13 protein-coding genes are annotated in these 12,662 nt (G+C 40.4%); 2 read left to right on the top strand and 11 right to left on the bottom strand.

Going from position 1 to position 12,662, the window contains the following annotated elements:
- Positions 1 to 65 precede the first annotated feature (65 nt).
- The gene (gene htpX, locus G337_RS0120975; RefSeq protein WP_028865583.1) at positions 66 to 935 is read right to left on the bottom strand and encodes a protease HtpX; all 870 of its coding nucleotides are present in this window, start codon (positions 933 to 935) and stop codon (positions 66 to 68) included.
- Positions 936 to 1,099: 164 nt separating this feature from the next.
- Here htpX and G337_RS0120970 point away from each other — a divergent pair, with 164 nt between their 5' ends.
- A complete protein-coding gene (locus G337_RS0120970) occupies positions 1,100 to 1,381 on the top strand; it encodes a peptidylprolyl isomerase (RefSeq protein ID WP_028865582.1) in 282 nt (93 codons plus the stop codon).
- A gap of 88 nt (positions 1,382 to 1,469) precedes the next feature.
- On the opposite strand, the gene G337_RS0120965 is transcribed toward G337_RS0120970, so the two are convergent.
- The 3 genes from G337_RS0120965 to G337_RS0120955 are packed head-to-tail and all read right to left on the bottom strand — an operon-like array spanning position 1,470 to position 3,701.
- Positions 1,470 to 2,237, bottom strand: a complete 768-nt coding sequence (locus G337_RS0120965) for an amino acid ABC transporter ATP-binding protein (RefSeq protein WP_028865581.1) — start codon at positions 2,235 to 2,237, stop codon at positions 1,470 to 1,472.
- Positions 2,237 to 2,908: an amino acid ABC transporter permease gene (locus tag G337_RS0120960; RefSeq protein WP_028865580.1), complete on the bottom strand. Its 672-nt coding sequence runs from the start codon at positions 2,906 to 2,908 to the stop codon at positions 2,237 to 2,239. The genes G337_RS0120965 and G337_RS0120960 overlap by 1 nt, the downstream gene beginning before the upstream one ends.
- A gap of 34 nt (positions 2,909 to 2,942) precedes the next feature.
- Complete coding sequence (locus G337_RS0120955) at positions 2,943 to 3,701, bottom strand: amino acid ABC transporter substrate-binding protein (RefSeq protein ID WP_028865579.1); 759 nt, start codon at positions 3,699 to 3,701, stop codon at positions 2,943 to 2,945.
- 529 nt (positions 3,702 to 4,230) lie between these two features.
- On the opposite strand from G337_RS0120955, the gene G337_RS0120950 reads away from it, so the two are divergent.
- Complete coding sequence (locus G337_RS0120950) at positions 4,231 to 4,896, top strand: SDR family oxidoreductase (protein WP_028865578.1); 666 nt, start codon at positions 4,231 to 4,233, stop codon at positions 4,894 to 4,896.
- 31 nt (positions 4,897 to 4,927) lie between these two features.
- Here G337_RS0120950 and G337_RS27990 read toward each other — a convergent pair whose 3' ends face one another.
- The 7 genes from G337_RS27990 to G337_RS0120915 all read right to left on the bottom strand — a co-directional run bounded on the left by G337_RS27990 (position 4,928) and on the right by G337_RS0120915 (position 12,527).
- Complete coding sequence (locus G337_RS27990) at positions 4,928 to 5,281, bottom strand: DUF6404 family protein (protein ID WP_051303470.1); 354 nt, start codon at positions 5,279 to 5,281, stop codon at positions 4,928 to 4,930.
- Complete coding sequence (locus G337_RS27985) at positions 5,268 to 8,201, bottom strand: putative bifunctional diguanylate cyclase/phosphodiesterase (protein WP_051303468.1); 2,934 nt, start codon at positions 8,199 to 8,201, stop codon at positions 5,268 to 5,270. The genes G337_RS27990 and G337_RS27985 overlap by 14 nt, the downstream gene beginning before the upstream one ends.
- Positions 8,201 to 9,142, bottom strand: coding sequence for an ABC transporter substrate-binding protein (locus G337_RS27000; RefSeq protein WP_051303466.1), 942 nt, complete (start codon positions 9,140 to 9,142; stop codon positions 8,201 to 8,203). Before G337_RS27000 ends, G337_RS27985 begins: the two co-directional genes overlap by 1 nt.
- A gap of 111 nt (positions 9,143 to 9,253) precedes the next feature.
- Complete coding sequence (locus tag G337_RS0120930; protein WP_028865577.1) at positions 9,254 to 9,718, bottom strand: GNAT family N-acetyltransferase; 465 nt, start codon at positions 9,716 to 9,718, stop codon at positions 9,254 to 9,256.
- 259 nt (positions 9,719 to 9,977) lie between these two features.
- Positions 9,978 to 10,358: a DUF1294 domain-containing protein gene (locus G337_RS26995; protein WP_037028267.1), complete on the bottom strand. Its 381-nt coding sequence runs from the start codon at positions 10,356 to 10,358 to the stop codon at positions 9,978 to 9,980.
- Between the two features lie 111 nt (positions 10,359 to 10,469).
- Entirely contained in the window at positions 10,470 to 11,243 is a 774-nt protein-coding gene (locus tag G337_RS0120920) for a hypothetical protein (protein WP_028865576.1), read from the bottom strand.
- Positions 11,244 to 11,363: 120 nt separating this feature from the next.
- Entirely contained in the window at positions 11,364 to 12,527 is a 1,164-nt protein-coding gene (locus G337_RS0120915; protein WP_028865575.1) for a cache domain-containing protein, read from the bottom strand.
- Between the last annotated feature and the right edge of the window lie 135 nt (positions 12,528 to 12,662).

Here is a 12,662-nt window from a genome sequence, read left to right as displayed (position 1 = left end):
TAAAAAAACAGCTATTTTTGTGAAAATAACTGTTTTTTTTAATAGTTTTGCGAGCTTAAATGAATTTAACTGATAGCCTGTAACGCTTCGATACGTTTTTCAATAGGAGGATGAGACATAAATAATCCGCCGCTGCGCTTACCTGAAATACCAAACGCCATCATACTGCCTTCTAAATTAGGCTCCGCGCCCTGCTGCAGCCGCTGCAGTGCGGCAATCATTTTCTGCTTGCCGACAAGTTTAGCAGCTCCGGAATCTGCACTAAACTCACGCTGACGCGAGTAGTACATCACAATGGTACTTGCTAACACGCCGAATATCATTTCCAGCACAAAGACAATAATAAAATAGGAGAAGCCGTGACCCGATGACTCTTCATCGCTACTGCTCATTGCACTGTCGATAATACCGCCCAGCACGCGGGCAATAAAGATAACAAAGGTATTAACAACACCTTGAATTAACGCCAGGGTTACCATATCGCCGCTGGAAACATGACTCACTTCATGGGCTAAAACAGCTTCAGCTTCATCCCGCGTCATATTGTGCAGTAAACCGCTGCTCACAGCCACTAGTGCTTTGTTTTTATTCATGCCGGTAGCAAAGGCATTCATATCAGGCGCATCATAGACAGCGACTTCAGGGCATTCAATACCTGCTTTGGACGCCTGCGCTCTAACTGTATTTACCAGCCAGTGCTCAGTTTCGTTACTTGGCTGTTCAATAACAACAGCACCAGTACTGCGTTTCGCAATCCATTTAGACATAGCCAGCGAGATAAATGAACCGCCGAAACCGAATACTACCGCTAAGATTAATAAGCCGCCTGTACTGCGCGAGTCTACGCCAGTAAAAGCAAAAACAAGGTTTAGTACAATCCCTAGTACTAAAATGACAGCTAAGTTGGTGATTAAAAATAGCGCGATGCGTTTCATTGTTACCTCAAAGTAAATAGTTTGTTAGGGGACATAATATGGCCTATGGAGAATATTTCAAGTCTTATATGAAAAAAAAGTTCTATTCGGGTTCATTTACGGATTGATTCATTATTAAAATTAATTTATCGTGGTCAATTAAACACAAATTAAAGGAAAACAAAATGGCTTTAGCAAGTGCCCGTCATATTCTAGTAAAATCAGAAGAACTTTGTCTTGAACTAAAGAAAGAGATTGAAGCTGGTGCTGATTTCTCTGATGTTGCAAGCAGAAACTCCAGCTGTCCTTCTCGTGAAAGCGGTGGTGATCTAGGTGAATTCGGCCCTGGAATGATGGTACCTGAATTTGATAAAGTTGTTTTCAGCGCGCCCGTTGGTATTGTTCAGGGTCCAGTTAAAACACAGTTCGGCTATCATTTATTAGAAGTTACAAGCCGTAACGATTAATAAAAGTATTTGCAGATAAGGTCTTTTAACAATGTTAAAAGACCTTTTTTTTATTCCGCAGACAGTAATATTATATTAACAATACTTCTTACAGCATGCTTGAATCAAAAGATGTTAGTGCATTTTTAGCTGCACGTGCCACAAACGCTTTTGTACGATTATGCTCAGGGTTATCAAATATCTGCTTTGCTGTACCCGTTTCTACTATATGCCCGCCTTCCATAAAGATAACCTTATCTGCGACCTCTTTTGCAAACTGCATTTCATGGGTAACCACAATCATAGTCTGTTTCTGCCGGGCAAGCTCTTTCATCACAACTAAGACCTCTTCAACCCATTCAGGATCCAGTGCTGATGTCGGCTCGTCAAACAAAATAACCTCGCCTTTTGATGCCATTGCGCGGGCAATACCAACACGCTGCTGCTGACCGCCGGAAAGCTGCGACGGATACTGGTCAGCTTTATCAGCCAGACCAACCTGCTTGAGAATAGTCTGAGCATGCTCCAGTGCCGCTTTTTTCGGTTCTTTCCATACCGTAATCAGGCTTTCTGCAACATTCTGCAGCGCATTTTTATTAGCAAACAATGAATAATTTTGAAAAACAAAACTACTTTGTTTACGCAGACTGCTGATCTGTTTATTTGTTGCGCAAGCCGCATCAACTTTAGCTGTGCCTATCTCTACGGAGCCCGATGTAGGTGTTTCCAGGTAATTCAAGCATCGTAATAAAGTTGACTTACCTGTACCCGACGGACCGATAATAACAACAATTTCACCGGCATTTACTTCAAAACTGATATCTTTTAATACCTGGTTCTGACCGAAACTTTTACTCAAGTTTTGTACTGTAATCATTAATAAGCCTTATTAAGACGAGTTTCAACAATATGCTGAATGCGGGTAAAGAATACAACAACTGCCCAGTAAATAAGTGCAACTGCTAAAAAGCTTTCAAAAAACTTAAAACTAGAAGCTGCTTCCATCTGCGCTTTAGCCATAATTTCGGCAACCCCTAAGGTAAAAGCTAAGGATGTACTTTTAATCATATCGATAAAGTAATTCATCAGAGACGGAGTCGCCACACGGGATGCCTGCGGCAGTATGATACGGAACATGCCCTGCAGTCTGGTCATGCCGATACTTAAACAAGCCTCCATCTGGCTTTTATCTATACCCAGAATTGCACCGCGAATACTTTCTGCCATATAGGCTGCAAAGTGCAGTGATAAACCAATAACAGCGGCAGTAAAGGCATCCATGCCTGCTAATGCAGGAATGTAATGCGGTAAACCGTAATATAATAAAAACAGCTGTACCAGGAGCGGTGTGCCCCGGAAAAATGAAATAAATAAACCTGCAGCCTGATGTACTAAGGGCACTTTGAATACCTTTATTACAGCTAAAACTACGGCAAGAATTAATGCGAAGAAAAAGCCCCAAAGGGCCATTTCCATCGTTACCCCCAGGTATTTAAGTAATATCGGCAGTAACTCTACAATATATTGAACATCTAATGACGTCTGCATTGAAAATGACTCGCTCTGGAATTTTTAAATTATTTTATTTAGTGATATCGGTGTTGAACCATTTAACTGATATTTCAGCTAATTTACCGTCATTGCGCATGCTGAGCAGTGTTTCGTTTACTTTATCGCGGATAGCAGTCTGCTCTGCAGTGTTTAAAAACGGCATGGCATTTTCAATCTTCTGAAAAGGTGCACCAGCCTGCTGCAGCGGCAGACCTGATTTTTTTATTAACTGAGCAGTTGATACGCGGTCCATTACGAATGCATCGGCACGACCTAATACAACATCCTGCTCAAAACCAGAATCGTAAGTAACAACTGTGATTTCATTTTTTGTATCAAATGCACGCAGGAGCTGCTCAAAGTTACTGCCAAGGTTTACAGCTACTTTTTTGCCTTTTAAATCATCTACAGACTGTATATCTGTACGCCCTTTTTTAACTACGATTTGTGCCCCGTCCACAACATAAGGTGTAGAGAACACATATTTTTCCAGACGGGCCGGGGTAATCGTTACCTGATTGGAGATAGTGTCAATATGGCCCGCTTCAAGCATACCGAATAAACCTGAAAAACTTGATGTTACAAATTCAACTTTATAGTCAGCACGTTTGCCTATTTCATTCCAGATATCAACTTCAAATCCCTGCAGAACATCGCGCTGTGAAAAGGTAAACGGGAAATACCGTCCTGACATGCCGACTTTAACTGTTTGCGAAGCAAACGCTGGAACGGTGAAAAGAGTCGTGACTGCAACAAGGGCTGCAAGTATTAATTTAAACTGTTTGTTCATGATAAATCCTGTTCTTTATTGAGAGTGGTATAGCAAGCGGCTGTAAAATATTGCTGCGCAAGGCGGGTAGTTTAGAGCTGAAAACTATATTTCCGGTATATATTTTAGGGTAGTATATCTGACTCGATTCTAGGCAAGGCATAACTTAACGTTATATCTTATACCCATGATACTTAAAGATGCAAAGTCAGCAAGGCAAGCTGTGCCAAGATGCCAGGCATAAAATTGAACCTTTCGAGCGATTAACTACGTTAATCCTCTGTCGGTAGAATTAAAATAAATACTTTAATTCTTTTATAGTTATTCTACATAGAGATTTTATAACAACGCAGATTGGTGCTGTTTGCCTTGCCCTACGGGGCGCTGGCTCGAAAACCAGCCCCGCGCTGCAACAATCGAAAAGGGAGTACCATTACCTCATGTTGCTCCTTGTTCTGGTATTCGAGCGAGTGCCTGACAAAGCATCTTGAGGTAACATGGGTATATACCTTAAGAGTTGTTTTAATTGGAAATTTATTAGTGAGGTTTTATGTCAAAAACATTATTAATTACCGGCGCTAACCGCGGTATTGGTTTAGCACTAGCGGCACTGTTTAAGAAAAATGGTTATCAGGTTATTGCACTGTGCCGTAGTGAAAGTGCAGAGATAAAAGAGACAGCTGACCGTCTTATCTGCGCTGTTGATTTTACCCGTCAGGAAGATCTGGAGCGTATCTATGAGCAGTTGAAAACAGTTAAGGTGGATGTGTTAATCAATAACGCAGGATTATTACAAGATGATGTTTTAGGCTCAATTGAGATAGACAGTCTGCGCCGGCAGATGGAAATTAATGCTTACGCACCGTTAATGGTTAGCGAAAAATTCTTACCCTGTCTGTCAGAAGGCGGCAAGATCATAAACATCACCAGCCGTATGGGTTCAATTGCCGATAATGGTTCAGGGGGACGTTATGGATATAGAGCTTCAAAAGCGGCATTAAATGCTTTTACAAAATCTCTTGCTGTGGATTTAAAAGACCAGGGGATTATGGCTGCAGTAATTCATCCCGGCTGGGTTAAAACCCGCATGGTTGCCTTTAACGGACTGATCTCCGCAGAGGAATCAGCTCAAGGCATATTCAGCATCATTGAATCATTAAGCATCGCTAATTCAGGTGGATTCTGGCACAGCAGCGGCGAGGAATTACCCTGGTAACTCCAGCCGACTGAGCGCAAATATTGTGCAGTTACTTAAAGTCCTGCCAGTTTGATAAATGGTGATATTGTGCACTGAATCTATAATAGATCGCCATAGTAAAACCAAATAATAAACCCACGCAGGCACTTATCACAAAAACACTATAAAACTCTAACTGTACACTCCGCCAAACCAGCAGCCACATTAAACTTCCCCATGCTGTCGCCACAATCACCGCATAACTAAGAAAATTAACCAGAAATTTCCGGTAATGAGGCGGTTTAATCTGGATTCCCATCCGCCTTATTAAGGTCAGGGGGACGGGCTTATAATTAGACTTCCAAATTCCAGACTGCTGTAGTTCCTCATGGGCCAGCTGCAGTCTTCTTTCAAATGTCACCATTATTATCTTCCTTGTTGCGTTGATTACTATTACAAATAACCTGTTTAGACTGAGTAATTATAGGTAAAAATTTTGAAATAAACTGCTCTGCCTGCTGTACTGATAAGGGTTTTGCATATAAATACCCCTGCCCGCCCTGGCAGTTCAGTTCCTGCAGCAGCTGATGCTGCTCTTCACATTCAATACCTTCAGCAACCACTTGTAAAGACATACTGTCTGCAATTGATATTATCGCCCTAACAATAGCTAAATCAACAGAATCACTAAGCGAATTAGCGATAAAGCAGCGGTCAATTTTTACTGTGGTTACTGGAATATTTTTAAGATAGCTTAAACATGAGTAGCCCGTACCAAAATCATCGATTGAAATTTTTATCCCCTGTTCATATAAAGGCATTAATTCATCAATTAACTGCTGATCCTGCTCCATTAATACACTTTCAGTTATTTCCAGGTTTATTAAGTGATGCGGCAGTTGATAGCGATCAATAATCGATTTCACTTCCGTAAAGAATTTTTTTGAACGGATCTGTTTTGCTGAGACATTAATCGACATTGATAAGGGAATCTGATACAGATCTAACCATTGACTAAGCTGCCTGCAGGCATTTTCCATTACCCAGTCACCTATCGGTATAATCAAGCCGACATCCTCGGCAATAGCGATAAAATCTAATGGTGAAACATCACCAAGCTGCGGGTTATGCCAGCGAAGCAGCGCCTCAAAACCTGTTAGCTGCCGGGTTTTAATATTGATCAGCGGCTGATAGTGCAGATACAACTCGTTATTTTCTAATGCACCGCGTAATTCCCCTTCGAGTTCCATGCGCCGTTCATTTTCACGGTTCATATGGTCGGTGAAAAAAACTACACCGGCATCAGCACTGTTTTTAGCTTTATACATCGCAGTATCGGCATTTTTACTTAAACAGGAAACCGTCTGCCCGTCATCTGGATAGACAGCAACGCCGATACTTATATCAATGTAACATTTTAAATTGGCGAAATTGTACACTCGGCTGACGGCATCAGAGATTTTCTGAGCAACACTATTCACTTTATGCGGTACATCCTGTTTTTCTAAATCATTAACAATAACAACAAACTCATCTCCGCCCAGGCGGGCAATGGTATCTGACGAGCGGACCACACTTTTAAGGCGCTTGGCGACTTCAATTAATACCTGATCACCGGTTTTGTGCCCATAGGTATCATTAACGTATTTAAAACGATCCAGATCTAAAAACAGTAAAGCGCAGTTGCAGCAGGTTCTTTTGGCATCGAGAATGGAACGGCTTAAACGTTCATTGAACAAAACTCTATTGGGTAACTGTGTTAACTGATCATAGTAGGCCAGCTGGTGCAGCTCCTTTGCATCTGTTATCTGCTTGGTAATATCTTTAAATAATCCGACATAATTAGCAACACTGCCGTCTTCAGCTAATACACGGTTTACCGTTAACCATGTTGCTAATAATTCACCGCTTTTGCGCCGATCCCAGATCTCGCCGCTCCATGCGCCAGTTGCTTTTATCTGTTCCCACATCTGACGAAAAAACTCATCGTCATGGTGCCCTGAGCTGCTTAAGTTTGCCCGTTTAGATTTAATATCCTGCGTGCTGTAACCTGTGATATCGGTATAAGCCTGATTAATATCAATAATATTTAAGTCTTTATCGGTGACCATTATTGCTTCGCTGGTATTATTAAATACTTTTTCAGCTAAATATAACTGCCGGCGTGATTCTTTCTGCTCTGATAAATCAAAAGCAACACCTAAATAGCCTTCTATTTCACCGTCAGCATTAAACAACGGCGACATAGACAACTGTATTGGTATCAGCCCTGTCTGCGCATTGTCGATTATCCATTCGGCGTCGTAATGACTGCAGTTCTCAAGCTGAGCAGTAAACAGTTCAAAGTCGGGCCTGACCGGCCGGTGCAGCTGTTCTGCCAGCATTTTTGAACGCCTTTTAAGCTGTTTTTGATCCAGTAGACTGTGAAAAGCCTGCTGATCAACCAGCAATTCAGCAGAGCCCCCCCATAATTGTTCCGCACTACTGTTAAACAGCTGAATAAGCCCCTGCGGCGAAGTTGAAATAATGGCATATTTAGTACCGCTGATTATTGCATCATTGAGCTGCGTACTTTTACGCAGTGTATTTTCATCCTGGGCAAATCTGTAAATAAGTTTATTTGCCAGCCCGGCAATATCAGAAAGTTCATCGTTACCTTTAAAAACTATTCTTGACTGCCGGTCACCACCAATCCAGTTTTTGAACGTGTGCAGGATAGTCTGCACTCGCCTGGTAATTAAACGCTGTGATATCAGTAATAAAAACAGAGCACTGAGCAGACTGCCGAGTGCAAGGTAGACAGACTGCTCAATCAGAATCTTATTAGCACTGGACAGTCTATAATTATAATCCAGGCGTAAAACAGCAAAACCGCATTTGGACCCCCGCAGACCAAGTTCTATCGCTGTCTGACAAATAGGAACAACCCCGTCAATCCAACGCTGCTGCGGATCAAACAGGGCTGAAGCTAACTGACTGGCCGCGACAGCTGTTATCTGCTGCGCAGAAAACTGATAATTTAACTGCCGCCAGTTTTTACCTAAATCCTGAGGAGTTGTTGATGCGCGTACAGTACCGTCAGGATAAGTGACCAGCAGTTTCAACACATTGACATTGGAAGCTTTTGCCGCAATGGACTGATTAATACCAACGGCATGGTTATACAGTATATAACGTTCGTAATTACTCTGAAGAAGATTCAGCTCGTTTAACAGATCACTTTCTATATTTTCACGCACCACATTAGTGACATTAGCCTGGCTGATAATATAACTGAAAACCGTTATAACAAATACTAAGCCGAATAAGATAATAGAAAACAGATTGCGGATTGAAATTCTCATTATTTCTCCGGCAGAAACTCACCTGTGATGATGCTGTCAGCAGCAATGGACTCATTAATTAACCGAGTATTTTTCATATGCTGTATTACTCTTGTCCAGCTGCTAAAGAGCACAGCTTCCGCGCCGGAAAGAAATTTATGGTTTTCAGCAAGGCTTACCAGCTTCAGCCCGAAGTAACTTTCCTGAACCTTAGCCGGCGTTATCTGCATACGCGATGAAACATAATCATAAGCTCTCACCGGGTTGTTCTGAAATACCTGCATCGCCATAAACCAGCCCTGGATTAATATATTGAGCTGCTCTTTGTTGTTATTATAAACACTTTCATGAACCACCAGCACATCAACTATTTCATTAGGAATACTTTTACTGGTAAATATTTCCACCAGGCCTAAGTTCATTAATTTTGTACGCATCGGTTCATAGGTCACAAAAGCATCGGCCTGGTTATTAGTAAATGCATCAACACCGGTACTGACATCCATTTTGACGATTTCTATCTCATTGAGTTTTACATTATGAATCTGCAGTGCCCGACTTAGAAGATAGGCTCCGGCGGCCGATGGTTCCACTGCAACTCGTTTAGCCTTTAATTGTTTCACCGAATTGATCTCCGGTGTTGACAGGATCACATCAGCACCATCGGAAACATCACAAACGAGAATTATTTTCATTTTTATACCTAAACGTCTTAATGAAACAACTTCATCAAGTGTTAAGGCGGCGGCTTCCAGAGCTCTGTTTTTGAATGCACGTAAAACCTCACTGGCAGAGGGATAGTCAATCGTGCGGATGTTATACTTTTGATATATACCAAACTCATTAGCATAATGCAGAGGTTCATATCCAGGCCATAATGTAGAGCCTACACGCAGAATTTGTGAAGCGGATAAATGAAAAGGTAAAACAGTAAACACAATGATTAACAATAGCCTGTTCATTATCAATCCTTAACAAAGAGATACAAGGATAAGTTTAGTGCCTGATAAATAAGCGTCAAATAAACTAGAGCGGTTTATAAGAAATAACACTTAAGGAACCGGCACTTATAATTAGACGGTTTTCTCCATTAAATAGTTTTTTAATACCAGTCCGTTCATTTCCACCAGCTGCTCCTTAACAATTCTAAAGCCGAAGTGTTCGAAGAATGGTTTTGCAGTAATACTGACATTGGAATAAAACCTTTTTATGCCGTTATCTTTACCCGTTCGTAACAACAGACGCATTAAAGCCTTTGCAATACCTTTTTTCTGGTGCAGATAGTGACAGAAGAAATGATCTATATAACCATCCGACTGCAGATCCCCATAGGCTACAATTTCATTCTTAAGCGTAACCACAAATGGATTAATGGATTTGATACGAGCCTGCCATTCGAGAGGGTCATATTCTTCTGCCGCCCAGGCCTGAACCTGAGCTTGAGAATAATCACGACAGTTAATATTTCTAACTGTATTAAATAACAGCTCTCTTAATAGAGGCTCTTCTCCGGGTAAATAATGTCTAATTCTAAGCATAAATAAACCGATATCAGATAAATTAAAATTAGATTAACTGTCTGATCTTGAATCTCTGCTTTGCAATAAGAGAATAAAAATCACCAAGCTTAACAGTAATAATCCATGTAATGGACTGAAGATAGGATGCTTTTTCATCTTTTTCAAAAATTCATCAATAACTTTAAGCAGTTATTATAAAAATGAGAGACACAGTAAAATTAATTGAAAAATACACAGTTGTTATCAGCCGGAAAGCAAAGCTTTATATTTTCTTTTATTACGGAATATTTATGTAGTTAAGCAGCAGCACAATATATTCATTACCCTGTTCAGATAAAAAATACACTAGAGCAATATTATGAAGTACTGCAGTTAACCAGTAAACAGCCTGAAAAGAGGTTTTGCATAATTTATGATTTACAATTATCTGTGCCACCAGCGCACCAAACCATCCTCCGATAAGAGACAACAGATGCAGCCTTGACTCTTTAATACGCCAGCGGTTATGACAGGCGGCATATTTATCAACGGCGTAGCAGAGGAAGGTAAGCGTATTAATTAAGCCGTAATAGTAGACTAGAGAGCTCGGGATTACAGCTGTGAGTGCAGAATAAATAAATGCAGAGCTGGTTATTAATAATATAAATTTTGGGTACATGTTTTCTTCAAATAGTTATCTGCACTGAAGTTTACATTGTATCTATGCGGGCATTAAAAATACATATTTATCTTTCACTTACAACCGGCTCTTCACAGGCGAACAAGTGATTTACAGTTGGATTTTTAACAGCCTTGTATTAGCGAACATTGCGGCGCTATTAAGCGCTTTTTTAGCGTTATGGTTATAATACCAGCACCCTGCCACCGGATACATACACCTGTTATAACAGTAATTTTTTAAACAAAATAAGGTTTTTACTGCAAATCCCAGCTGTTTTTTGCCCTCGATGACATACATGCCGATACTGGCAAATTGTGTGCAGATACGGGACTCTTGAATAATGCCGAATGATACTCTTTCCCCCTGGTACAAACCAATATATATCTCCTCCTCTTCTATATGCTTTTCCAGATCAGTAAAAAAATCACCGCTGTTTTCTTTAATAAAAAAAATATCATGCTGGCTTGCTAATACCAGTTCAAAACCGGCAAGTTCATTTACATGTTGATCAGCAGTTTTACAGTCTTGAAAAATATACGCCTGAAACTCAAAACCTCTGTTAGATTCAAGCGCATGACTCAAAAAGAACTCGTCACAAGTAGGTACCAATGCCTCTTTAACCTGCGCCGTTTTTTTTAGCTGATGATAGACTTCCTGCCCTAACGGCTTGTAAGCATCTGTTAAATAGAACTGCGTTATTAAAAACTGCTGATGAACGGCTGCATATCCAATAGTCTGCTCATCTAGTTCAATGCGCAGGAAATCTGAATTTAAAATATACTGCTCTAAAAATGAATCAATTGGAGAACTTAAACTGCTGACGTAATATGCAAAATATTGTTCAAGTGTTTCCTTTGTGGTGTCAATAAATTGAATTTTCATTATTGAATTCTCTTAACAGTAATACCCGGTAGATAAACAACTATATCTATATGTTAGTATTCCCTGTCATTTCATCAATTATTTTACTTGTGTTAAACGCACAATTATTGACAATAATAATTAAATAGAAACACGATCACGGCCGCCCTGTTTCGATTCGTACAGTTTTTTATCCGCGCGTTTTATCGTATCATCAAAGGTTTCTTTTTGACTGTCATACAGTGCAATACCTGCACTTAATGTAACTTGAAATTTTTTCTTTTCAGCAGCAAACTGTAACTGCGAAACATCTACGCGGATCCTTTCTGCAATATCAATCGTTGTCTGTGCATCTGCAAATACACCGACAACAAGAAACTCTTCACCGCCGAAACGGATACAGAAATCTCCCGCACGAGTATCATCGATCACAACTTGAGCTATTTTCCGTAATACTTTATCTCCATTGTTATGACCGTAATTATCATTTACCCGCTTGAAGTGGTCAATATCCATAAAAATGGCCGCCATTAAACAGTCTTTATCGCGCTGATTTTTATTGATAATAGACGGCAGAATTTCTTTTAAAAAACGTTTTGTATATAGGTTTGTCAGACCGTCTCTTATGGCCAGCTCTTCAAGCTCGCGCACAAAATGATTAACTATTAAAATGATAATAATAGTAAAGATTAAAAAGCAGCCGATAACAATGCCCGAAGTCTGGAGCATAGCCCAGTAGATCTCTTTCTCTACATCATCAAGATAGACACCGGTACCTAGGACCCAGTCCCATGATTCAAAGTATTCGACATAAGATATTTTCGGGTACTCAGTTTCCGTATTCGGTTTTGACCAGTAATAGGAAACCCAGCCCCCACCCGCTTTAGCTTCACGAATCAGCTCGCGGAAAAAGAATTTTCCATTTATATCAGTCCAGTTGAGCATATTATCGCCGACTTTCTGTGTCTGATAAGGGTGCATCAACAGCTTGCCTCGTGTATCACTGATCCAGAAATAGCCGTTTTTACCATACACAGCAGACTGCAGTGCTTTCTTAGCCAGCATCTGCGCCTGTACAAGTGTTAATTCTCCTTTTACTGCCTGTTGATGAAAGGACTGTATAACACCGACTCCAGCTTCAGAGAGGTGCTTGGCCTGAATATATTTTTCCTGTTTAAGGCTGCTGGAAAAAGAGTAATAAAAGAACAGAAGAAACAGGATAACTCCTGCACTGGTCAATGTATGCAGAATAATAAATTTGCTGCGAGAGGAAAACCTGCTTGCCTGCTTTAATGAATTTATCATAGACAGTCCTTTAGCCTTATAAAGTAAACACTCCTGTTTACTGCATGCCTTGCACTGATAAGTATATGGTAATTTCTATAATATGGGATTATGTCAATCCGGGCGGGATATTAAGGACTGCAGGTAATGTCTGAA

This window comes from Psychromonas aquimarina ATCC BAA-1526 (assembly GCF_000428725.1).
Classification (GTDB): domain Bacteria; phylum Pseudomonadota; class Gammaproteobacteria; order Enterobacterales; family Psychromonadaceae; genus Psychromonas; species Psychromonas aquimarina.
This window is presented reverse-complemented; position numbering and strand designations above follow the sequence as displayed.